General features: G+C 61.9%; 22 protein-coding genes. 15 read left to right on the plus strand and 7 right to left on the minus strand.

Going from position 1 to position 23,552, the window contains the following annotated elements; all coding sequences use genetic code 11:
• The 7 genes from HX851_RS02270 to HX851_RS02300 all read left to right on the plus strand — a co-directional run bounded on the left by HX851_RS02270 (position 1) and on the right by HX851_RS02300 (position 8,707).
• Positions 1–1,707: an AMP-binding protein gene (locus tag HX851_RS02270; protein WP_177057011.1), complete on the plus strand. Its 1,707-nt coding sequence runs from the start codon at positions 1–3 to the stop codon at positions 1,705–1,707.
• A gap of 302 nt (positions 1,708–2,009) precedes the next feature.
• Positions 2,010–2,195 carry a hypothetical protein gene (locus HX851_RS02275; protein WP_177057010.1) on the plus strand — a complete coding sequence of 62 codons (186 nt, stop codon included), beginning with the start codon at positions 2,010–2,012 and terminating at the stop codon, positions 2,193–2,195.
• An 89-nt stretch (positions 2,196–2,284) separates the two neighbouring features.
• Positions 2,285–3,223 (plus strand): sugar ABC transporter substrate-binding protein, encoded by a 939-nt coding sequence (locus HX851_RS02280; protein ID WP_177057009.1) that lies wholly within the window; start codon positions 2,285–2,287, stop codon positions 3,221–3,223.
• 78 nt (positions 3,224–3,301) lie between these two features.
• Entirely contained in the window at positions 3,302–4,873 is a 1,572-nt protein-coding gene (locus tag HX851_RS02285) for a sugar ABC transporter ATP-binding protein (protein ID WP_177064825.1), read from the plus strand.
• 60 nt (positions 4,874–4,933) lie between these two features.
• Positions 4,934–5,971 (plus strand): ABC transporter permease, encoded by a 1,038-nt coding sequence (locus HX851_RS02290; RefSeq protein ID WP_017127302.1) that lies wholly within the window; start codon positions 4,934–4,936, stop codon positions 5,969–5,971.
• Between the two features lie 436 nt (positions 5,972–6,407).
• Positions 6,408–6,812 carry a TraR/DksA family transcriptional regulator gene (locus HX851_RS02295; protein WP_177057007.1) on the plus strand — a complete coding sequence of 135 codons (405 nt, stop codon included), beginning with the start codon at positions 6,408–6,410 and terminating at the stop codon, positions 6,810–6,812.
• 653 nt (positions 6,813–7,465) lie between these two features.
• On the plus strand, positions 7,466–8,707 hold the full coding sequence (locus HX851_RS02300) for a methyl-accepting chemotaxis protein (RefSeq protein ID WP_439899212.1): 1,242 nt from the start codon (positions 7,466–7,468) through the stop codon (positions 8,705–8,707).
• Between the two features lie 65 nt (positions 8,708–8,772).
• On the opposite strand, the gene HX851_RS02305 is transcribed toward HX851_RS02300, so the two are convergent.
• The gene (locus HX851_RS02305) at positions 8,773–9,186 is read right to left on the minus strand and encodes a hypothetical protein (RefSeq protein WP_177057005.1); all 414 of its coding nucleotides are present in this window, start codon (positions 9,184–9,186) and stop codon (positions 8,773–8,775) included.
• Between the two features lie 81 nt (positions 9,187–9,267).
• The gene (locus tag HX851_RS02310; protein ID WP_177057004.1) at positions 9,268–9,498 is read right to left on the minus strand and encodes a hypothetical protein; all 231 of its coding nucleotides are present in this window, start codon (positions 9,496–9,498) and stop codon (positions 9,268–9,270) included.
• Positions 9,499–10,105: 607 nt separating this feature from the next.
• On the opposite strand from HX851_RS02310, the gene HX851_RS02315 reads away from it, so the two are divergent.
• A complete protein-coding gene (locus HX851_RS02315; RefSeq protein WP_177057003.1) occupies positions 10,106–10,573 on the plus strand; it encodes a hypothetical protein in 468 nt (155 codons plus the stop codon).
• 166 nt (positions 10,574–10,739) lie between these two features.
• Entirely contained in the window at positions 10,740–11,753 is a 1,014-nt protein-coding gene (locus HX851_RS02320; RefSeq protein WP_177057002.1) for an ABC transporter substrate-binding protein, read from the plus strand.
• 181 nt (positions 11,754–11,934) lie between these two features.
• On the opposite strand, the gene HX851_RS02325 is transcribed toward HX851_RS02320, so the two are convergent.
• The 5 genes from HX851_RS02325 to HX851_RS02345 form a co-directional block, all read right to left on the minus strand.
• Positions 11,935–13,050 carry a Gfo/Idh/MocA family protein gene (locus HX851_RS02325; RefSeq protein ID WP_177064827.1) on the minus strand — a complete coding sequence of 372 codons (1,116 nt, stop codon included), beginning with the start codon at positions 13,048–13,050 and terminating at the stop codon, positions 11,935–11,937.
• 155 nt (positions 13,051–13,205) lie between these two features.
• Positions 13,206–13,973 carry an SDR family oxidoreductase gene (locus tag HX851_RS02330; RefSeq protein WP_177057000.1) on the minus strand — a complete coding sequence of 256 codons (768 nt, stop codon included), beginning with the start codon at positions 13,971–13,973 and terminating at the stop codon, positions 13,206–13,208.
• A gap of 25 nt (positions 13,974–13,998) precedes the next feature.
• Positions 13,999–15,066, minus strand: a complete 1,068-nt coding sequence (locus HX851_RS02335; protein ID WP_177056999.1) for a phosphotransferase family protein — start codon at positions 15,064–15,066, stop codon at positions 13,999–14,001.
• Between the two features lie 268 nt (positions 15,067–15,334).
• Positions 15,335–16,234, minus strand: a complete 900-nt coding sequence (locus HX851_RS02340) for a proline iminopeptidase-family hydrolase (RefSeq protein ID WP_177056998.1) — start codon at positions 16,232–16,234, stop codon at positions 15,335–15,337.
• A 90-nt stretch (positions 16,235–16,324) separates the two neighbouring features.
• A complete protein-coding gene (locus HX851_RS02345) occupies positions 16,325–17,089 on the minus strand; it encodes a LuxR family transcriptional regulator (RefSeq protein ID WP_177056997.1) in 765 nt (254 codons plus the stop codon).
• Positions 17,090–17,259: 170 nt separating this feature from the next.
• On the opposite strand from HX851_RS02345, the gene HX851_RS02350 reads away from it, so the two are divergent.
• From HX851_RS02350 to HX851_RS02375, 6 genes are read left to right on the plus strand one after another with little or no spacing between them, the layout of a single operon-like run.
• A complete protein-coding gene (locus tag HX851_RS02350) occupies positions 17,260–18,153 on the plus strand; it encodes a proline iminopeptidase-family hydrolase (RefSeq protein ID WP_177056996.1) in 894 nt (297 codons plus the stop codon).
• The gene (locus tag HX851_RS02355; protein WP_177064829.1) at positions 18,150–19,097 is read left to right on the plus strand and encodes an ABC transporter permease; all 948 of its coding nucleotides are present in this window, start codon (positions 18,150–18,152) and stop codon (positions 19,095–19,097) included. The genes HX851_RS02350 and HX851_RS02355 overlap by 4 nt, the downstream gene beginning before the upstream one ends.
• Positions 19,094–19,951, plus strand: a complete 858-nt coding sequence (locus tag HX851_RS02360) for an ABC transporter permease (protein WP_177064830.1) — start codon at positions 19,094–19,096, stop codon at positions 19,949–19,951. The genes HX851_RS02355 and HX851_RS02360 overlap by 4 nt, the downstream gene beginning before the upstream one ends.
• On the plus strand, positions 19,948–20,934 hold the full coding sequence (locus tag HX851_RS02365; RefSeq protein ID WP_177064832.1) for an ABC transporter ATP-binding protein: 987 nt from the start codon (positions 19,948–19,950) through the stop codon (positions 20,932–20,934). Before HX851_RS02360 ends, HX851_RS02365 begins: the two co-directional genes overlap by 4 nt.
• Entirely contained in the window at positions 20,931–21,944 is a 1,014-nt protein-coding gene (locus tag HX851_RS02370; protein ID WP_177064834.1) for an ABC transporter ATP-binding protein, read from the plus strand. Before HX851_RS02365 ends, HX851_RS02370 begins: the two co-directional genes overlap by 4 nt.
• A complete protein-coding gene (locus HX851_RS02375; RefSeq protein WP_177064836.1) occupies positions 21,941–23,476 on the plus strand; it encodes an ABC transporter substrate-binding protein in 1,536 nt (511 codons plus the stop codon). Before HX851_RS02370 ends, HX851_RS02375 begins: the two co-directional genes overlap by 4 nt.
• Positions 23,477–23,552 lie beyond the last annotated feature (76 nt).

A 23,552-nucleotide genomic window follows, 5' to 3' on the forward strand; every position in this document is an offset into this window, starting at 1 on the left:
ATGAGTGTCGCGAACCTGCCTGCCATCGAACGTGTCTGGTTGAGCGCCTACCATCCCGGCGTGCCGGCGGATGTCGAGGCCGAGATCGACCGCTACCCGTCGCTGCGCGAGGTGTTTCTCGAACACGTGGAGAAGTACCGCCAACGGGTGGCCTACGTCAGTATCGGCACCGAAATGGGCTATGACGAGTGGGAGCGACAGGTCTTTGCCTTTGCCGGCTGGCTGCAATCGCGGGGTGTGCAGAAGGGCGACCGCGTGGCGCTGATGATGCCCAACTGCCTGCAATACCCGATCTGCCTGTTCGGCACCCTGCTGGTCGGCGCGGTGGTGGTCAACGTCAACCCGCTGTACACCGCCCATGAACTCAAGCACCTGCTCAAGGACAGCGGTGCCGAGACCGTGGTCATCTTCGAGAACTTTGCCCATACCCTGGAACAGGCCATGCCGGGCAGCGCGCTGAAGAACATCGTGGTGGCGGCGATCGGCGACCTGGTGGGGACACTCAAGGGCGCGGCGCTGAATTTCGTCCTGCGCCATGTGCAGAAGCAGGTGCCGCGCTTCAGCCTGCCGGGCTCGATCCGCTTCCCGACGATGATGAAACAGGCGAGGAACCTGAAGGCCAGGGACGTCGCCCTGGTCCACGACGATATCGCCTTCCTGCAATACACCGGCGGTACCACGGGCGATGCCAAGGGCGCGATGCTGACCCATCGCAATATCCTCGCCAACCTGATGCAGGCCAAGGCCTGGGTCGGCGACCAGTTGGACGAGAGCCAGCAGGAAACCAATGTCACCCTGTTGCCGCTGTATCACGTGTTGTCGCTGACGGTGAACTGCCTGATGTTCATGTGCTTGGGCGGACGCAATATCCTCATCGCCAATCCGCGGGATGTGAAACGGGTGCAGATGATCCTGCGCAAGGAGAAGTTCAGCGGGATTGTCGGGGTCAACACCCTGTTCAACGGGCTGCTGGAGAACGAGGCGTTCCGTGGTCGGGACTTCTCCGACCTGAAGCTGGCGATTGCCGGCGGGATGGCGACCCATACGGCGGTGGCGCGGCGCTGGAAGGAAGTGACCGGGGTACCGATCATCGAGGGTTACGGACTGACGGAATGCTCGCCGGTGGTGAGTATCAGTCCTATCGATATCAAGCGCATGCGCGAGGGCGATTTCAGCGGGACCATTGGGGTGCCGTTGCCGTCGACCTGGGTGCGGTTTGCCCGCGAGGATGGTTCGCTGGCGGCCATCGGCGAGGAGGGCGAGTTGCAGGTGCGTGGGCCGCAGGTGATGAAAGGCTACTGGCAGCGCCCGGAAGAAACTGCCAAGGTGCTGGACGCCGCCGGCTGGTTGTCGACCGGGGATATCGGCGTGATGAACGAACAGGGCTTCATCCGCCTGGTGGATCGCAAGAAGGACATGATCCTGGTGTCCGGTTTCAACGTCTACCCGAATGAGATCGAGGATGTGGTGGCTTTGCATCCCGGCGTGGCGGAAGTGGCGGCCATCGGGGTGCCGGACCAGGTGACCGGGGAGCGGGTGAAGATCTTTGTCGTGCGCAAGGATCCGGGACTGACCGAGATGCAGTTGCTGGCGCATTGCCGGGAGTATCTGACGGCGTACAAGGTGCCGAGGATCGTCGAGTTCCGCGTCGAGGAACTGCCCAAGACTACCGTGGGCAAGGTGTTGCGCCGGGCTTTGCGGGGGTAGATCAACAGCCAGAGCTCCTGCGATCCTGCAGGAGCCGGGCTTGCCCGCGAAGGGGCCCTCAACACCACCCACCCATTTCCAGACAATCCCTCATTTCCCTATCACCGCGCTGGCTTGTGATCTTGGGCTCCGCCCGCCTGTTTAACGGTTTCGATTTCGGCAGAATAAATAATTCTAAAATCTGTTGATATGGAAATTATTTTCCAATAAAGTCATTTCCAGGTTGCCGACTTACCGTTGCGCGACGATTCAGCTTCTGGAATGGATCGCGGGCGGACCAACAAAAACAACAGGTGCCGTCGATGAAAACCTTCACTCCCGCGCTTCGTGTTTCACCTGCCTCGCCACACCCGCAACGCGACCTGCCTCGCGCCCGCATTCCCGTTTTGATTCTCTCGATCTTCAAGCTGCTGTGCGTTGAACGCAAGGGCGCCGTGGTCTGCTGCATCGGTGGTGCGCCGATCGTGCGCCTGCCGACGGCCTCCTGACCCTGTTCTGAAATCATGCTCCGAAATGATGCAGTGCTCTGAAAGGCTTCGCCCATAAAACCAACAAGAATTGTGGAGACAGAATATTCATGAACACCAAGATCCGTTTCGCTTCGCTGGCGCTCTCGCTGTCACTGCCCCTGATGTTCGCCAGCGGCGCGGCCATGGCCGACCTGAAGATCGGCGTCAGCATGTCGCAGTTCGACGACACCTGGTTGACCTACCTGCGCGAGAACATGGACAAGAAGGCCAAGTCGATGCCCGACGGCGTCAAGCTGCAGTTCGAAGACGCCCGCAGCGACGTGGTCAAGCAGTTGAGCCAGGTGGAAAGCTTTATCAGCCAGAAGGTCGACGCCATCGTCGTCAACCCGGTGGATACCGCGGCCACGAAGAAAATCACCGAAGCCGCGGTCAAGGCCGGTATCCCGTTGGTCTACGTCAACCGCCGCCCCGATGACCTGAACCTGCCCAAGGGTGTGGTCACCGTCGCTTCCAACGACCTGGAAGCCGGTCAGATGCAGATGCAGTACCTCGCCGACAAGCTGGGCGGCAAGGGCGATATCGTGATCCTGCTCGGCGACCTGGCCAACAACTCCACGACCAACCGTACCAAGGGCGTCAAGGAAGTCCTGGCCAAGTACCCGAACATCAAGATCGACCAGGAGCAGACCGGTACCTGGTTGCGCGACAAGGGCATGACCCTGACCAATGACTGGCTGACCCAGGGCCGCAAATTCGATGCGGTGGTTGCCAACAACGATGAAATGGCCATCGGCGCGTCCATGGCGCTGAATCAGGCGGGGGTGAAAAAGGGCAGCGTGCTGATCGCCGGGGTCGATGGCACGCCGGATGGCTTGCGGGCCGTGGAGAAAGGCGATATGACCGTCTCGGTGTTCCAGGATGCCAAGGGTCAGGCCGATGGCTCTATCGACACCGCGGTGAAGATGATCAAGAAGCAACCGGTGGAAGCCGCGGTCTGGGTGCCGTACAAGTTGATCACCCCGCAAAACGTCAAGGACTTCAAATAAGCTTGGCGTCCATAACAACAATAAGCCGGCAGGGTGCCGATGGCGCCTTGCCCACCCCGAGCCGAGGAGTACCCGACCATGCTCGCTAGCGCGACTGCTGCGTCCACACCACAGGCATCCCCTGCGTCCACCGTCGACGCAACGGCTGCCGACGCGCCCTACCTGCTGGAAGTGGTCAACGTCAGCAAGGGCTTTCCCGGTGTGATTGCCCTGTCCAATGTACAACTGCGGGTTCGCCCCGGTTCGGTCCTGGCGCTGATGGGTGAGAACGGTGCCGGCAAGTCGACCCTGATGAAGATCATCGCCGGCATCTACCAGCCGGACGCCGGCGAATTGCGCCTGCGCGGCAAGCCGGTGACCTTCGACACGCCCCTGGCGGCGTTGCAGTCGGGGATCGCGATGATCCACCAGGAACTCAACCTGATGCCGCACATGAGCATCGCCGAGAACATCTGGATCGGTCGCGAACAGCTCAACGGCTTCCACATGGTTGATCATCGAGAAATGCATCGGTGCACCGCGCGCCTGCTCGAACGCCTGCGAATCAACCTCGATCCGGAAGAACTGGTGGGCAACCTGAGCATCGCCGAACGGCAGATGGTCGAGATCGCCAAGGCGGTGTCCTACGATTCGGATGTACTGATCATGGACGAGCCCACCTCGGCCATCACCGAGAAGGAGGTCGCGCACCTGTTCTCGATCATCGCCGACCTCAAGTCCCAGGGTAAGGGCATCGTCTATATCACCCACAAGATGAACGAAGTCTTCAGCATCGCCGATGAAGTCGCGGTATTTCGCGACGGCCAGTACATCGGCCTGCAACGGGCCGACAGCATGGACGGCGACAGCCTGATCTCGATGATGGTCGGACGCGAGTTGAACCAGTTGTTCCCGGTGCGCGAGAAGCCCGTCGGCGACTTGTTGCTGTCGGTGCGGGACCTGCGCCTGGATGGAGTCTTCCAGGGCGTATCGTTCGACCTGCATGCCGGGGAAATCCTCGGGATCGCCGGCCTCATGGGCTCGGGACGGACCAATGTCGCGCAAACCCTGTTCGGCATCACCCCGGCCAGCGGCGGCGAGATCCGCCTGGACGGCAAGCCGCTGCGGGTCAGCGATCCGCACCTGGCGATCGAGAAGGGCTTTGCACTGTTGACCGAGGATCGCAAGCTCAGCGGCCTGTTTCCTTGCCTGTCGGTGCTGGAAAACATGGAAATGGCGGTACTGCCGCATTATGTCGGCAACGGCTTTATCCAGCAGAAGGCCCTGCGCGCGCTGTGCGAGGACATGTGCAAGAAGCTGCGGGTCAAAACCCCGTCCCTGGAACAGTGCATCGATACCCTGTCCGGCGGCAACCAGCAGAAGGCCTTGCTCGCGCGCTGGCTGATGACCAACCCGAGGGTGCTGATCCTCGACGAGCCGACCCGTGGCATCGACGTCGGGGCCAAGGCCGAGATCTATCGCCTGATCGCCTACCTCGCCAGCGAGGGCATGGCGGTGATCATGATTTCTTCGGAACTGCCGGAAGTGCTGGGCATGAGCGACCGGGTGATGGTCATGCACGAAGGCGACCTGATGGGCACCCTGGATCGCAGCGAGGCCACGTCGGAGCGCGTGATGCAACTGGCGTCGGGTATCTCGGCGATTCACTGACTATATCAAGGCGGGCGCCGCGTACCGGGGCCTGCCGGTGGCAAGAGAGGATAAGCGGTCATGAGTGCAGTCCTGGAAAACAAACCGGCGGACAACAAGCCCGCCCTGGCACCGATCAAGCACCGGCGACGGTTACCGACCGAACTGAGTATCTTCCTGGTGCTGATCGGCATCGGCCTGGTCTTCGAGCTGTTCGGCTGGATCGTCCGTGACCAGAGCTTCCTGATGAACTCCCAGCGCCTGGTGCTGATGATCCTGCAGGTCTCGGTGATCGGCCTGCTGGCCATCGGCGTGACCCAGGTCATCATTACCACCGGGATCGACCTGTCGTCCGGCTCGGTGCTGGCGTTGTCGGCGATGATTGCCGCCAGCCTGGCGCAGACCTCGGATTTTTCCCGGGCGGTATTTCCTTCGCTGACCGACCTGCCAGTGTGGATACCGGTGGTGGCCGGGCTGGGTGTCGGGCTGCTGGCGGGGGCGATCAACGGCAGCATCATCGCCGTGACCGGGATTCCGCCCTTTATCGCCACCCTCGGCATGATGGTTTCGGCCCGCGGCCTGGCCCGCTACTACACCGAAGGGCAACCGGTGAGCATGCTCTCGGACTCCTACACGGCCATCGGCCACGGGGCGATGCCGGTGATCATCTTCCTGGTGGTGGCGGTGATCTTCCATATCGCCCTGCGCTATACCAAATACGGCAAGTACACCTACGCCATCGGCGGCAACATGCAGGCGGCCCGCACGTCGGGGATCAACGTCAAGCGTCACCTGGTGATCGTCTACAGTATTGCCGGGTTGCTCGCCGGGCTGGCCGGCGTGGTGGCCTCGGCCCGGGCGGCAACCGGGCAGGCGGGGATGGGCATGTCCTATGAGCTGGACGCGATTGCGGCGGCGGTTATCGGCGGTACCAGCCTGGCCGGCGGGGTGGGGCGCATTACCGGCACGGTGATCGGTGCACTGATCCTCGGGGTCATGGCCAGCGGTTTTACCTTTGTCGGCGTCGATGCCTATATCCAGGACATCATCAAGGGCCTGATCATCGTGATCGCGGTGGTGATCGACCAGTACCGCAACAAACGCAAGCTCAAGCGCTGAGTCCTCAAGGAGAGGTTGAGGGAGTGGGCTTGCCCACGAAGGGGCCCGAGAGGCCTCCGAAAGCTTCGGGGGCAAGCCCCCTCCCACATGGCGTTGCGGAGCCGGTCGTCCCAGGTTACGGTGTCCTTGCGGACGGTCCCATTCCCTCCGGTTTTGCCGTTTGTCCCCTGAATGCGGGCACGGAACGGAATTTCTTGTTATAAACACACTCCGATACGCGTCCATGGGAAGGGCGCCAGGGCGCTTGCCCGGGGCTATCGGACGATTATGCTGTCATTTCAGTTGCTGACTCGATAACTCGGCCTTAGACTGCCGCCCCTCGTAAATTGAGTGCCGGGTGGCGCTTGGAATGGACGGCGCCTTTCTGTGCATCCCCTCAGGTGCCCAGGACGCTCCCTAATTCGCCTTAATGCACGTATTTTCTATAGAGAAATCAATGACAAAGGAAAAGTTGCTGGCCATGCCGGCGGACGACTACATGAACGCCGAGCAACTGGCTTTCTTCACCGAGCTGCTGCAGGCAATGAAAGTCGAAACCCACGAGCGTATCGAGCAGAACCGTATTGCCATCGAAAGCCTCGATACCCCGGCAGACCCGGCCGACGCCGCGTCCGTTGAAGAAGAGCGCACCTGGTTGGTGAATGCGATTGACCGCGACCAGCGCATGCTGCCGCAACTGGAACAGGCCCTGGATCGCATTCGCGAAGACTCCTTCGGCTGGTGTGACGACAGTGGCGATGCGATCGGCCTCAAGCGCCTGTTGATCAGCCCGACCACCAAATACTGCATCGAAGCTCAAGAGCGTCACGAGCAGATCGACAAGCACCAGCGCCAGGCCTGATCCGGCCCTTGTCGATCGATCGTTCCCACGCGCAGCAAAGGAATGCAGCCCGTGGCGCTCCGCGTCACAAAGCGGACGCAGAGCGTCCAGTGAGGCATTCCCACGCAGGAGCGTGGGAACGATCGAACGATCGACTCTCCTGATATCCCCCGCGTCACTCTCAGCCTTCTCACTCCCCTTGCCGATTACAACTAACGGACCATGGCTAATGGCCTTGTAGTGGCGTTTAATGCAGGAAAACAACTAGAAGCTGAAAGTGGGTAACGCACATGTCTGGAGAAGGAATTCTGTCCGGGGTCCCGGCGCAATCGGAAGTGCAGTCGAAGTCCCCTTCGCGTTGGTGGGTACCGCTGATACAAAGTGTCGGACTGACATTGCTGCTGGCGGCCATGGCCTATGCCAGTTGGTCCCTGGCGGTCTGCCTGCCCCTGGCGCTGCTGCTGGTCTGGCTGCCCCGGTTCCGTTCAAGCCGGACATCGGTCGCCGCCGCTCCTGATAACAGCGCCTTGGGCGAGCTGACCCGTGACCTGTCCTACGCGACCAGCCATAACGCCTTGTCCGCCGCCGGCGTAGCCTTTTCGGTCAGGCAACTGGCCGGCAAGCTGCAGTCGCAACTCGGCGCCGCGGCGCAGATCGTCAGCAGTGCCGAAGTGATGATCGACACCGAACAAGCCACTTCACTGCTCAGCCAGCAAGCACTCGGTTCCGCCAGTGAAGCCCGCCAGAGCAGCGCCGAAGGGCATGCCGTGCTGTCGGAGTCGATCTCCCGCATGCACCAGCTCAGCCAGCGTGCCAACGCCAGCCGGGAGCTGATCGAGGCCCTGAGCCTGCGCAGCGAGGAAATCCAGCGGGTGACCCTGGTGATCCAGGCGATCGCCAGCCAGACCAACCTGCTGGCACTCAATGCCGCCATCGAGGCTGCGCGCGCCGGAGAGCACGGGCGCGGCTTTGCCGTGGTCGCCGATGAGGTCCGTGGCTTGGCCGGGCGTACCGCGACAGCCACCGACGAGGTTGGCGTGATGGTTGCCGATATCCAGCAACGCACCGCCCAGGTGGTGCAGCAGATCCGGCAACTGTCCACGGACCTCGACGGCGGCGTCGAGCAGGTCGAACATACCGGCCGGCATCTGGAAAATATTGCCCGCCTGGCTGCCGGTGTCGAAAGCCAGGTCAGCGAAATCGCCCGTGGTGCACATAACAACCGCGAGCAACTGGGCAGCCTGTTTACCGCGGTGGAGCAGATGCGCAGCGACCTGGCGGTGAGCGACCAGCAGACCCGCAGCCTGGCCGAAGCCGCCGTGCAGATGGAGGGGCAGGCGGAAACCATCAGCGAGCGCCTCGCCGAAGTCGGTCTGGACGACTATCACCAGCGAGTCTATGACCTTGCCCGTGAGGGTGCCGGGCAGATCGCCGCGCGCTTCGAGGCGGATATCGAACAAAACCGGGTCAGCCTCGACGACCTGTTCGACCGCAACTACCAGGCGATTGCCAATACCTCGCCGGCGAAGTTCCAGACACGCTTCGACCGTTATACCGACCAGGTCCTGCCGGCGATCCAGGAGCCGCTGTTGAGTCGTCACGAGGGCCTGGTATTTGCTATCGCCTGCACGCCCCAGGGCTATGTTCCGACCCACAACCAGGCCTTTTCCCAGCCCCTGACCGGCGATGTGGCGAAAGACACCCTGCAGAACCGGACCAAGCGCAAGTTTGATGATCGCACCGGCATTCGTTGTGGCAGCCACCAGCAACCGGTGCTGTTGCAGACCTATACTCGCGATACTGGCGAACTGATGCATGACCTGTCAGTGCCGATCATGGTCAAGGGGCGGCACTGGGGCGGCCTGCGCCTGGGCTACAAGCCGGAAAACGCACCCCAGGCGGCACGCAGGCGCTGAGGGCCGCGCCCAGGCCTGATCCGAGCACCGGCTTTACGTGCTCGAGTCGCTGTCCTGAGTGGGCTTCAGACGGTAATGTTGACCATCCCCGAAAGGATTTTTTCCGCCATGAACAGGGCGGTGCTGGTGCTGCTCAAGGCGCTGTTGAGGGCCATGACCTCGGCACGGGCCGGGATAGCGGCCGCATTGCGTGCCGCTTCGGTACGATAACGACCATTCTTGATCGCGGCCAGGCGGGCATTGGCCATGCGCAATTTCTGCTGCAATTGCTCCAGCTGTTTCTTGAGCTGCTTGATGCGATTCTTCGCCGCCAGTTCGTTGCCGGCCATGCTCTGGCCAACCAACGATGGGCTGGAGTCGGTGTCCGGATCCTCACCCAGCAGAGAGCGAATGGAAAGGGGCGTATCCGAAGCATCGGTCTCATCACTTCGGTTGGTCAGCGAGGGCATTGGCACCGAGAGTGAATTCAGGTTGATCATGGTCGATGGCCTTGAATGAATTCTTGCCAGTGTATCGGCGCCGTTACCTTATCCTTGAGTCGTCGCCCACCCGCGCAGCCCTCAGTTGTTCAATGCACCGCCATCGACGGCGGCTTTCAAGGCCTTGGCCGCTTCCCTGGCGGCGCTGGCGGCCAGTTCGGAAGTCTTGAACCAGCGATCCTTCTCGACCTGATGGTGGGTGAGGGTGGTCAGTGGTGGCTTGGCCCGCATGACAATCACTGCCTGGAACTCGCCTTCGATCTCTCTGGCTTCGCCCCGGATGAAAAACTCGCCGATATCAAATTCCGTCACGTATGGCCTTCCCTTGGAGGTGGTTCTGCTGCTAAAAACGTACGTTGTCTACGCGCGAACGGAAGTCGTTCCTGTTGTGCGCGCAGTATGGCAGTTGTTGCCACGGGGCGGGCTTTCATCGACAGGCCAAACCGTGAAGGGCTGGCAAGGCTGGAGATTTCTCCCGGAGCTTGTGTGGATAAGGGGCAAACCAGACACCGATCAGTACTTTTTGTCTTGTCTGATACCCAATGGTGGTGGTTTGATTAGCCGCGGCGGGCCGACGTGTTCTAGAATCGGCCAGTGCCCCGACATCTGTTTCATTCGGGGCGTTTTTTCAACTTGCGCATCGGAAACTACGCTTTTTCAGGAAGGGGTTCCCCGTAACTTCCCTGTCTCACTTCCTTGAGTCAGTGATACACGGTGTTTTCCTTCACGCTCTGGTGATTGTTCGCAGAAGTCACGGGGTTTTGGATCCTTTAGTCTTCCTGTGTTCCCCCGAGGGGCCTGCGCGAGGCCGATTTGCAGTCATCAGGGTTTCCAGTGAGTCACTGTCGGCAGTCGCCGAATGTCTTGAGCTGCCCGGTCCATGGCGGGCGGCTTCATTTTTGGGTTTGAGGGTTTTTCGTTGGCAGTCAGCAATCTCGATATGCATGCGTTGTTTGTACTGGGCGATCTGCGGGCCAAACTGGTCAAGCAGTTCCAATCACGTTTTATCTACATCACCGAACAAACCGCCGAAGGCATCTATATTGCCGAAATCGACACCGAAAGCGCATTGGTGGTCGATGACAAGCAGCGTCTTGAACTGAAAGTCGGCGATCACTTCCGGGCGGCAGTATTGCCCAGCCGCGAAGGTGGCAAGTTCGATATAAAGTTTCGTGAAATCAAGCTGACGGTCTATGGCCTGGGTGACTATGCCTATGTCACCACGGAACTGGGGCATGCCATCCTGTTCAAGGAAGGGCACGCAGTGGTGATGGTCTTCGCCGCCCACGAGCAGTTGCAGGAAGGCCTGACCAAGACTCTAAAGGACGTGACCAAGAAGGCCGCGAAGTGGCGCAAGGGCGAGTTGACCTTCAAGGCCAGCGAGTAAGTCAAGAGTGTCAGTAGGGGCTGACAGGAGTTGCAGAAACTTCAGATGCGGGACATGGAATAAATCGGCACTCGCCTGGCCTGGAACCTCTACTAAAGTCTGTTGACTGATTATTCAGAGACTTTCGGCTCTCCGTCGAAAGGTATCCAGCGACAGAGGTAGACCCATGAAAGGATTTCGCGCGCGGCTGGCCGGCGCCCTGGCCGTATTCTGCGTCACTATCGCGCCGCTGTCGGCCCAGGCAGCGCCCCCGCCGATCCATTTCGCCGACTTGAACTGGGAAAGCGGCAGCCTGATTACCGAGTTGCTGCGTTACATCGTCGAGAAAGGCTACGGCTTGCCGACGGATACGCTGCCGGGCACCACCGTGACGTTGGAAACCGCCCTGGCAAAAAACGATATCCAGGTGATCGGCGAGGAGTGGGCCGGTCGCAGCCCGGTCTGGGTCAAGGCCGAGGCGGCGGGAGAGGTCGTGGCGGTGGGCGACACCGTCAAGGGCGCCACCGAAGGCTGGTGGGTGCCGGAGTATGTGATCAAGGGCGACCCCGCGCGAGGCATCAAGCCACTGGCGCCGGACCTGCGCAGCGTCGAAGACCTCAAGCGCTACAAGGACGTGTTCCAGGACCCCGAGTCGCCTGACAAGGGGCGGTTTCTCAACAGTCCGATCGGTTGGACCTCCGAGATCGTCAACAAGCAGAAGCTCAAGGCCTATGGCCTGAGCGACAGCTACGTGAACTTTCGCAGCGGTTCCGGTGCGGCACTGGATGCCGAGATCACCTCGTCGATTCGCCGTGGCAAGCCGATTCTGTTCTATTACTGGTCACCGACACCGCTGCTGGGCAAGTTCAAGCTGGTGCAGTTGCAGGAGCCGGCGTTTGACGCCGAGGCCTGGAAGACCCTGACCGATGCCGATAATCCCAATCCCCAGCCGACCCGCTCCCTGGCGTCGAAGCTGAGTATCGGTGTGTCGGCGCCGTTCAAGGCACAGCACCCGCAAGTGGTGGCCTTCTTTGCCAAGGTCGACCTGCCCATCGATCTCCTGAACCAGGCGCTGGCGAAGATGGCTGACGAGCGTCAACCGCCGGCCCAGGTGGCCCGGGCATTTCTCAAGGAGCATCCGCAGGTCTGGCAGGCATGGGTGCCCAGGGACGTAGCCGACAAGGTCAGTGCCAGCCTGTAGGGCAGGCTGGCACCGCGTGACTCAGAAGCGCGTCTGCACCGCCAGTTCGAAGGTCCGTGGCGTCCCCAGGTAATACGCCGGGGACACGTGGGCGAACTCGGCATAGATGGCCGTGACCGATGCTGCAGGCGAACACATTGAACAGGACGCAGCAATAAAGCACTCAGGCAATGAGCGCGTCCTATAACTCGTCGATATTCACCCAGCGCCTTTCGCGGGCGGCGAGACGAATTGCCGCAGCCAGCCTTTCGACCTGCCAGGCCTCTTCGAAGTCGGGGCCTTCCTGGCCTTGCCCGGCCAGCGCCTGGATCAGGGCATGGATTTCCAGGGTCTTCAGCTCGTTGTAGCCCAACTGGTGCCCGGCCGCCGGACTGAACGCGGCATACCCCGGCAGGTTCGGGCCGGCCAGCAAGCGCTGGAAACCGCCCTGGCCGGCACGGCACAGGCGCAATTCGTTCAGGCGTTCCTGATCGAATGCCAGAGTGCCACGGGTGCCGCTGATCTCCACACTCAGGTGATTCTTGTAGCCGTGCTTGAGCCAACTGCTGCTGAAGGTGCCACGGGCGCCGTTGGCGAAGCGCAGTAAGGCATGGGCCTGGTCATCGACGGCGATCTGGCGCTGTTCGTCGCTGTCGGCACTGGCCGGGCGCCGGGTATGGACGGTCTGGCTGTCGGCACAGACAGTGGTGATATCCCCCAGCAGATAACGTGACAGTGCCAGCAGATGGCTGCCGAGATCGGCCAGGGCACCGCCGGCGTGCTGCGGATCGCAGCGCCAGGACCAGGGCGAGGCCGGATCGGCCATGAAGTCTTCGCTGAATTCACCCTGGAGGCTGATGATCTCACCCAGCTCGCCGTTGCGAATCATCTCCCGCGCGAGGACGATCATCGGGTTGTGCTGGTAGTTGTAGCCCACCCGCGTGACCACGCCGGCATCGCGGGCGGCCTGATGCATCTGGCTGGCTTGCTCGAGGCTGACCGCCAGAGGTTTTTCGCAATATACCGGCTTGCCCGCGGCCAGCGCGGCCATGGCCATGGGGAAGTGCAGGTGGTTGGGCGTGGTGATCGCGACCAGTTGCACGTCGGGGTCGTCGATCAGGCGCTGCCAATCGCCGTGACCTTGCTCGAAACCCCAGGCCCTGGCGCAGGACGCGGCGCGCTGGGCATCGGCGTCGGCGAGGCTGCTCAGGCGCAAGCGCAGCGGCAGTTCGAAGGCCGCGCTGACATTGCGAAAAGCCAGCGCGTGGGCGCGCCCCATGAATCCGGTGCCGATCAGTCCTATGCCAAGTTCGCGCATCGCCAAGCCCTTTTATGGTTGTTATCTGGAGGGCTATTTATGGAATACAAAATCGCTCGATTCAAACAGTAAAGCCTCATTTTAACCTCATAGAAACCTCACGACGCCCATAAAAAAGGCAGCCCGCAGGCTGCCTCGATTCCAGCGTGACGATCTCAGGACAGGAAACCACCGTCGACGTTCAGCGAAACGCCGGTGGTGTAGCTCGATGCATCGCTGGCCAGGTACAGCACGGCACCGGCCATCTCGCTCGGATCAGCCACACGCTTGAGCGGGATCTGTTGCAGTGCGGTCTTGAGGATCGCGTCGTTCTTGACCAGGGCCGAGGCGAACTTGGTGTCGGTCAGGCCCGGCAACAGGGCGTTGCAACGGATGCCGAACTGCGCGCATTCCTTGGCGAAGACCTTGGTCATGTTGATCACCGCGGCCTTGGTCACCGAATAGATGCCCTGGAACACACCGGGGGAAATGCCGTTGATCGACGCCACGTTGATGATGCTGCCGCCGCCGTTGTCACGCATCAGCTTGCCGGCTTCCACCGACATGAAGAAATAACCGCGGATATTCACGTCGACGGTCTTCTGGAAAGCGCTGAGGTCGGTGTCCAGCACATTGCAGAACTGCGGGTTGGTGGCGGCATTGTTGACCAGGATATCCAGGCGTCCGAACTGTTCGCGGATGGCGGCGAAGACCTGGGTGATCTGTTCCATTTCGCCGATATGGCAGGCGATGGCGGTGGCTTTGCCGCCGTCGGCGATAATCGCGTCGGCGACGTGCTGGCAGCCGTCAAGCTTGCGGCTCGAGACAATCACATGGGCACCTTGCTGGGCCAGCAACCGGGCGATGGCTTCACCGATGCCGCGGCTGGCGCCGGAGACAAAGGCAATCTTGCCGTCGAGGTCGAACAACTGAGTCTTGGACATGGTTTTTCCCTTGTTGTAGTCGCGGTCAGAGGCTGGATTTATGAATGACTTGCAGGCTCATCTGCTCCAGCAGCTTGTTCATGTGAATGAACTGCGCAAAGCGTTTGTCCTGGGTCTGGCCGTGGAAGAAACGGTAGTAGATCTGCTGCACGATGCCGGCCAGGCGGAACAGGCCGTAGGTGTAGTAGAAGTCGAAGTTGTCGATCGACAGGCCCGAGCGCTCGGCGTAGTAGTCGACGAACTGGCGGCGGTTGAGCATGCCCGGCGCATGGCTGGGCTGGCGGCGCATCAGTTGCACCGGCGCGGGGTCGCCGGCCTCGATCCAGTAGGCGAGGGTATTGCCCAGGTCCATCAGCGGGTTGCCGAGGGTGGTCAGTTCCCAGTCGAGCACGCCGATGATCTGCATCGGGTTCTGCGGGTCGAGGATGACGTTGTCGAAACGATAGTCGTTATGGACGATGCTCGAGGTCGGATGGTCGGCGGGCATCTTGTCGTTCAGCCAGGCCTTGACCGTTTCCCAGCTCGGCGCGTCCGGGGTCAGGGCTTTTTCATAACGCTCGCTCCAGCCGCGGATCTGTCGTGCGACATAACCTTCGGGTTTGCCCAGGTCGGCCAGGCCGCAGGCGTTGTAGTCGACGCGGTGTAGCTCGACCAGGCGATCGATAAAACTCTTGCACAGGGTCTCGGTCTGGGCGGCATCAAGGCCCAGCTCCGGCGGCAGGTCGGAGCGCAGGATGATGCCCTTGACCCGTTCCATCACATAGAACTCGGCGCCGATCACGCTTTCGTCGGTGCAATGGGCATAGGCTTTCGGACAGTATGGGAAGCCGTCCTTGAGCTGGTTGAGGATGCGGAATTCACGCCCCATGTCGTGGGCCGACTTGGCCTTGTGGCCGAACGGCGGTCGTCGCAGGACGAACTCCTGCTCGGGGTACTGGATCAGGTAGGTCAGGTTCGAGGCACCGCCGGGGAACTGGCTGATGCTCGGCAGGCCGCTGAGGCCCGGAATATGCGCCTTGAGGTACGGATCGATCAGGCCGGCATCGAGTTCTTCGCCGGCCCGGATACGGGTGGACTGGTCAGTAAGCGCCATGCTTATCCCTTCTGCTTATTCTGGAGGCCAGAGATTATTGACTAATCTAATGCTCACCCGGCAGGGTCACAAGCAAGACCCGGCCTTATAGGTCTGCGTGTTGCAGGATAATCAGCGTTCCTGATGCGCGAATGCAAATGTGCGGGCGCCGGGCTTGCCGGCGAAAGGGGCCTCAAGATCGCTAAAGGCTTCGCGGGCAAGCCCGGCTCCTACAGGTTTCGCATTGTTGCCCGGCTCCTACAGGTTTTGCAGTGCCGTCAGAGGGGGGTCAGAGGCTTTCGTCGAGAAATTGCAGAACCGTGCCCATGCACGCCTGGCGCTCTTCGACGTGGGGCATGTGGCTGGAATCTTCGAACAGTGCCCAGCGTGCGCCGGCGATCTTCTCGACGTAGGGGCGGACCACCGCTTCGGTCGCTTCATCGTGGCGTCCGGAGATCACCAGGGTCGGTACCTTGACCCGATGCAGGCGGTCGATGACGGTCCAGTCCTTCAGCGAACCGATGACGTGGAACTCGGTCGGACCGCTCATGGTGTGATAGACGGTCGGATCGGCATCGACCTGGGCAAAGGTACGTGCCACTTCATCCGGCCAGGGGGTGATACGGCAGACATGGCGGTCGTAGAACACCCGTGACGCCTCGACGTATTCCGGGTCGTTGTAGGTGCCGGCCTGTTCGTGCTTGAGCAGGGCCTGCTGGACACTCGCCGGCAGTTGCTCGCGCAGGCGATTGGCTTCGCTGACCCAGGTGCGCATGCACGAGGGCGAATTGGCGAGGATCATGGCCTTGAGTCCTGCCGGTTGAAGCACCGCGTGTTCGCTGGCGAGCATGCCGCCCCAGGATTGGCCCAGCAGTACGTAGTGCTGGCGGATGCCCAGGTGGTCGAGCAGGTTGTCCAGTTCGTCGAGGAACAGCTGGACGGTCCAGAAGGACGGAGCCTGATGGGGCAGGTGGGTCGACTTGCCGTTGCCCAACTGGTCGTAATGCACCACCGCGTGGCCGCTGGCGGCGATGTCCTTGAAGGCGTCGACATAGTCATGGGTACAGCCCGGGCCGCCGTGGAGGATCACCAGGGGCGTACGGCCGTTGGCCAGGTCGCCGGTGACGCGGTACCAGGTCTGGTACGGGCCGAAGTCCGCAAAACCTTCGCGTATTTCGTTGAATTCCATTTCTTCAGACTCCCTGAATGCACGATTCAGGGCACGATAGCGAAACTTGTTCACTGGCATAACTAGGTGAATTGATAGGTTTTTGCCGGATCAGCTGTCGAGCAGTCGGTAATGCACGGCCCGCAGTACCGCCTGTACGCGGTTTTTTGCCCCCAACTTGTGCATGGCGGACGTCAGGTGCAGGGTCACGGTGGCCAGCGAACGATGCAGGTGTTCGGCGATTTCCTTGGCGGTCAGGCCCTCGGCCGCCCATTGCAGGCATTCGCGTTCACGCCGGGTCAGGCGAATATGCGGATATACGCGCATTTCCGGGCTGAATAAAGGGTAGGCGGCTTCCTGTAGTGCGTGGGAAATGACGCTGAAATCCGTAAGAGTTTGTCGTGCATCTTTTAAGACGTATTTACCGTTGCCACTGCGCAGCCCCGTCAACGAAGCGAAGCCGCCCTTCGGTAGGTGGATCGGCACACTGACGCCGCAGGTCATCTGCCGGTCATGCAGGTAGCTGGTCACGGGCGAATGACGCTGGTCGATGACCTTCTGCAGAGCGGTTTCGGCCTTGGGGCGATAGGACCAGACAAAGGGCGAAACGGTGTTCAACGCCAGGTGCTGCACGGGGTCTATCTGGTAGAAACCCTGCTCGCACCAGAGCGAGTGCCAGTCCGACGGGGTGTTGCGGACCTTGAGCACGGACGGGGTGATCATGCTGCCGTCATGGTCCAGCGGCACCGGTGTGTAGTCGTACACCAGGGCGTCGAATCCCAGGTGGCCCGCCAGGATCAGCGCGTTGTCCATCAGCTCGTCCATGTTGTTGCCGGACAAGCGACGGGTATCGACCTCAGAGAATTTGACCTGCATCCTTTCCTCTCCTGAATAAATTTCAATCCTGAAATCAAGCAAGTAGAATGCCACGCCGTGGCGAGGGACAGCCAGACCAAACCTATAAGAATTGCTAGCTTATGGGCTCGGAAATTCCCCGCTAGGGTGAAGCCGACAGGCTACAAGAGCCTGCAACAGGGAGAGTGGCCATGTGGTACGAACTGGAACCGGATCAGCGTTACACCCTTGAAGTCGATGGCCACAGTGTAGTGGTCTATAGCTACGGCAGTGGCGATGAGGTGCTGCTGTGCCTCAACGGCGGCCCCGGCCTGCCATGCGACTACCTGCGCGATGCCCATGGCTGGCTGAAGGAAAAGGGCTTGCGGGTGGTGGCGTTCGACCAGTTGGGGACCGGTGCCTCCGACCGCCCCAGCGACCCGGCATTGTGGGATATCACCCGTTATGTCGCCGAAGTCGAGCACGTACGCCAGGCCCTGGAGCTGGGCCCGGTGCATATGCTCGGGCATTCCTGGGGTGGCTGGCTGGCCATCGAGTACGCGATCCATCATCCGCAGCACCTCAAGACCCTGGTACTGGAAAACACCGTCGGCGATATCCCGCACCTGACCCAGGAACTCGAGCGCCTGCGTGCCGCCCTGGGCAGCGAAACCGTGGCGATGATGCAGCGCCATGAAGCCATGGGCACCCTGGATCACCCGCAGTACCAGGCGGCGATCACCCTGCTCAACTACCGGCATGTGTGCCGCCTCGACGAATGGCCGGCGCCGGTCAAGCGCTCGCTGGACGATTGGAACATGGGGCCGTACGAAGCCATGCAAGGGCCCAACGAATTCCTCTATGTCGGCAACCTGAAGGACTGGAACCGCATCGAGCAGATGGCCGATTTCGCGATGCCGGTGCTGATCACCACCGGCCAGCACGACGAACTGACCCCAGCCTGTGCCTATCGGATGAAACGTGCGCTGCGGGATGTCGAGTTGCATGTGTTCCCCAACAGCAGCCATATGCCGTTCTACGAGGAGCCCCAGGCCTACTTCCCGGTCCTGCTCGATTTCCTGCAACGCCATCGGGGCGCTGCATGAACCTGCAGCGCTATCGCTTTATCCTGACCCGGCCGCTGCAATTGCTGCCGGTGCTGTTCGGCATCAGTCTGGTGACCTTCGTCCTGATCCGCTCGATTCCCGGCGATCCGGCGCGGGCGCTGTTGGGGTCGCGGACCACGCCGGAGGCGCTGGCCAATATTCGCGCCCAGTTCGGTCTCGATCAGCCGCTGCCGATGCAGTACCTTTATTTCCTCAAGAACCTGCTGCAAGGCGACCTGGGGCAATCGATCCAGTACCGGGTCGACACCCTCAAGCTGATCGCCACCCGTATCGAGCCGACGCTGATCCTGGTCCTGGGGAGCGTTGTCCTGGCACTGCTGATCGCGATCCCGCTGGCGACCCTGGCCGCCCGGCACAAGGGGGGCTGGGTCGATAACCTGGTGCGGGTGTTCACCACCAGTGGCCTCGGGGTTCCGGCATTCTGGCTGGGGATCATGCTGATCCTGGTGTTCAGCGTGCAGTTGGGCTGGTTTCCGGTGACCGGCTACGGACGTGACTGGCTGGACAAGCTGCATCACCTGGCGCTGCCCTGCCTGACCATTGCCCTGGCCCTGTCCTCGGTGCTGATTCGCAATCTGCGGGCAAGCATGCTGGTGGAGTTGCAGGCCGATCATGTCACCGCCGCGCGGGCGCGGGGCTTGTCCGATGGGGCGATCCTGCGCCGGCATGTGCTGCCCAACTCCCTGGTGCCCACGGTCAACCTGCTGGCGGTAAATATCGGCTGGTTGATCAGCAGCACGGTGGTGGTCGAGAGTCTGTTCGCCATTCCGGGCATCGGCCAGTTGCTGGTGCGCGGGATCTTCGGTCGTGACTACATGGTGGTGCAGGGCGTGGCGATGGTCCTGGCGCTGGCGACGGTGGCGGTGAACTTCCTCGCCGACGTGGCCACCGTGGCGATCGATCCGCGGGTGAAAGTCCGATGAGCAGCGCAGGGGCCATGGTGGCGCGGCGCGATGCCCTCGGCCTGCGGCTGCGCAACGGTCGGCTGGCGATGTATCTCGGCCTGGCGATTCTCGGCGGCTGGCTGGTGCTGGCGCTCTTCGCCCCGTGGATCGCGCCCTACGACCCGATTTTGCAGAACACCGATGTACGTCTGCTGGCCCCGAGCGCGGCTCATCCGTTCGGTACCGATCACTTTGGTCGCGACGTGCTGTCGCGGGTGATCTGGGGCGCCCGGGTCGACCTGCAATTGTCGGTACTCGGGGTGATTTTCCCGTTCCTGATCGGCACGGTGGTCGGTGCGTTGTCCGGGTATATCGGCGGTCGTTTCGATACCCTCTGCATGCGTCTGATCGATATCGTCCTGGCCTTTCCGTTCCTGGTACTGATGCTGGCGATCATGGCGATTCTCGGCCCCGGGCTGACCAGCTTCTATATCGCGATGGCCCTGGTCGGCTGGGTATCCTATGCGCGACTGATTCGCTCGCAGATCCTCATCCTCAAGGAAAGCGACTTCTCCCTGGCGGCGAAAAGCCTCGGCTTCGGCCATGGGCGCATCCTGTTCCGGCACCTGCTGCCCAATGCGTTATTCAGTTCGGTGGTATTCGCCATGTCCGATGCGGTGCTGGTGCTGCTCAATGGCGCGGCCGTCAGTTACCTCGGGCTGGGTGTGCAACCGCCGACGGCGGAATGGGGCACCATGGTCGCCGAGGGGCAAAGCCTGATTACCAGCGCCTGGTGGATCTGCACCTTTCCGGGCATCGCCATCGTCACCCTGGCCATGGGCTTCAGCCTGCTGGCGGACGGTGTCGCCGAAGCCATGGGGGAACGCACATGAGTTCGCCGGTGTTGCAAGTTCGCGACCTGAGTGTGCTGGCCCATAACGGCCCGACCCCGCTGACCCTGGTCGATCGCCTGTCCTTCGACCTGGCGCAAGGGGAAATCCTTGGCCTGGTCGGCGAAAGCGGTTCGGGCAAGACCCTGGCCTGCCGGGCCCTGATGCGCCTGCTGCCGTCCACCAGTCTCCGTGTCGAAGGTAGTGGCGTGCACCTGGCCGGGCACAACCTGCTGGCGCTGGACGAGGCCGGCATGCGGGCGATGCGCGGACGACAGATCGGCATGGTGTTCCAGAATCCCGGCAGCCATCTCGATCCGCTGATGCGTATCGGCGAGCAGATCGGCGAGGGTATCCGCCAGCACCAGCAGTGCTCGCGTCGCGAGGCCCGCGCGCAGGCGATCGAGGTGCTGCGGCAGGTGGGCATTCCCGATCCACAGCGCCGCGTCGACAACTATCCCCACGAATTTTCCGGCGGTATGCGCCAGCGGGCGATGATTGCCGTGGCCCTGGGCTGCGAGCCCAGGGTGTTGATCGCCGACGAGCCGACCACCGCCCTCGATGTGACGGTACAGGCGCAAATCCTGCGGCTGCTGCTCGACCTGCGGGACCAGCGCGGGCTGTCGCTGATCATGATCACCCATGACCTGGGCGTGGTGGCCCAGACCTGCGATTCGATTGCCGTGATGTATGCCGGGCGCCTGTGCGAGCACGGCAGCAAGCGCGATCTGTTGGCCCGCCCGCGTCATCCCTATACCGCCGGGCTGGTGGCCTGTCAGCCGGCCGGTGGTGCAGGGCAGGAGCCGTTGCGCACCATCGGTGGCCAACCGCCCTTGCTCGGCGCCTTGCCGACGGGCTGTCGTTTCAATCCGCGCTGCCAGCACCTGGGGCCCGATTGCCATGACACCCTACCGGAGCTGCGGGCCATCGAGCACGGACAGCGGGTGGCCTGTCATTATCCGTTGGCGCTGGGAGGTCAGCCATGAGCCTGCTTGAAGTCAAGGACCTGCAAGTGCGCTTTGCCGCGCAAGGCAGCGGCTTCCTGGGGATGACCCGGCAATGGGTGAGGGCGGTCAACGGCGTCTCCCTGAGCCTGGGGGCGGGGGAAACCCTGGGACTGGTTGGCGAATCCGGCAGCGGCAAAAGCAGCTTTGGCCGGGCCATCCTGCGGCTCAACGATATCGCCGCCGGCCAGGTCCTGTTCGACGGCGTGGATGTCGCCCAGGGCCACGGGATCGAGCTGGAACGCCTGCGGCGGGAGACCGCGATGATCTTTCAGGACCCCTATGCCGCGCTCAATCCACGCCTGAGTATCGGCGAAACCCTTGCCGAAGTGTTGCGGGTACAACGCAAGGTGAGCGCCGGGCAGATTCCGGCACGGGTCGAGGAACTGCTGACCCTGGTCGGGCTGCGGCCGGAACTGGCCGGGCGCAAGCCGGGCAGCCTCAGTGGTGGACAATGCCAGCGGGTGGGGATCGCCCGGGCCCTGGCGGTGGAGCCGCGGCTCATCGTTGCCGACGAATGCGTGGCGGCGCTCGATGTGTCGATCCAGGGCCAGATCATCAATCTGTTGCTGGAACTGCGCCAGCGCCTGAACCTGTCGATCCTGTTCATCGCCCATGACCTGGCCATCGTCCGACGCCTGTGTGACCGGGTCGCGGTGATGTACCTCGGACAGATCGTCGAAGAAGGCAGCGTCGAAGCGGTCTTCAGCGCGCCGCGCCATCCCTACACGGCGGCATTGATCAACTCGATCCCGGATATCGACCCGGACCGCCGGCTGCCGGCCGAACCCTTGCCCGGCGAGCCGCCGAGCCCGCTGAACGCCCCCAGCGGCTGCGCCTTTCATCCGCGCTGTCGCCTCGCCCGGCCAGGTTGCGCCGAAGCACCGCCGCCGACCCATTACCTCGCGCACCAGCGCTACAGCTGTGTGCTCGAAGAACCGCTGTCGCAAACCCTAAACCCACCATCGATTAACAGGGAGTTATACGCATGAGATCCAGGCATTTGAAACTGTTGAGCGCGGCCACCCTGGCCGTCTGCTCGTTGGCTGCAGGCGTGGCGCAAGCCGCGGGCGTGCTGACCATCGGTTGCCGGGAAGACAGCACCACCTTCGACCCGATCAAGAGTGCGCAGAACCGCGATACCTGGGTGTTCGCCAACGTCTACGACACCCTGGTGCGCGTCGACAAGGCCGGGACCCAACTGCAACCCGGGCTGGCGGAAAGCTGGACGACCTCGCCCGACGGCCTGACCTACACCTTCAAGCTGCGCCCGGCGAAGTTCTCCGATGGCTCGGCGATCACCGCCAGCGATGCGGCTTTCAGCCTGTTGCGCATCCGCGACAACAAGGCGTCGCTGTGGAGCGACTCCTACAAGCTGATCGACAAGGCCGAGGCCAAGGACCCGCAGACCCTGGTGGTGACCCTCAAGACCCCGTCGGTACCGTTCGTTTCGCAACTGGCTTCGCCAACCGCCTCGGTGCTGTCGCAAAAGGCCATCGAGAAGATGGGCGAGGATGCCTACGCCGAAAAGCCGGTGGTCTCGGGTGCCTTTACCGTCAAGGAATGGATTCGCGGCGATCGCGTGGTCCTGGAGAAGAACCCGGACTTCTGGCAGGCCGGCAGCGTCAGCCTGGATGGCGTGGAGTGGATCTCCATCCCCGATGACAACACGCGCATGCTCAAGGTCCAGGCCGGCGAGCTGGATTCGGCGATCTTCGTGCCGTTCTCGCGGGTCGACGCCTTGCAGAAAGACAAGAACCTGGTGGTGCACCTCGACCCTTCGACCCGCGAAGACCACCTGCTGATCAACCATGCCCATGGCGAACTGGCCAAGCCGCAGGTGCGCGAGGCCCTGGACTATGCGATCGACAAGAAGTCGCTGGTGGACACCGTGACCTTCGGCAAGGGTGTCGTGGCTTATTCCTACATTCCCAAGGGCGGCCAATACCACTACGCGGACAACCTGCAGCGCCCTTACGATCCGGAGAAAGCCAAAAAACTGCTGAGCGACGCCGGGGCTTCGAACCTCAAGCTGAACTATGTGGTCAACGCCGGTAACGAGGCGGACGAGCAGATCGCCGTGATGGTCCAGCAGCAACTGGCCAAGGTCGGTGTCACCGCCAACCTGCAGAAAGTCGACCCGACACAGAGCTGGCAGATGCTGATCGACGGCGCCTATGACCTGTCGGTGATGTACTGGACCAACGACATTCTCGACGCCGACCAGAAGACCACTTTTGTCCTCGGTCACGACACCAACAACAACTACATGACCGGCTATAAAAACGAGAAGGTCAAGGAGTTGGTGGCGGCTGCACGTGTCGAGAGCGATCCGGTCAAGCGCAAGCAGATGTACATCGACCTGCAGAAGATGGCCAAGGCTGATGTCAACTGGATAGACCTGTATTACAGCCCGTACATCAACATCTCGCGCAAGAACATCGAGAACTTCCAGCAGAACCCGCTGGGCCGTTTCTCGCTGGAGGAGACCGTGAAGAAGGATGACAAGGTCGCCAGCAACTGATGGCTGGCTGAGTCGAAGACCTTGTAGGAGCCGGCTTGCCGGCGATGGCGGTGTTTCAGGCGACGAAGATGTCGGC

This window comes from Pseudomonas gingeri (genome assembly GCF_013385635.1).
GTDB lineage: Bacteria > Pseudomonadota > Gammaproteobacteria > Pseudomonadales > Pseudomonadaceae > Aquipseudomonas > Aquipseudomonas gingeri_A.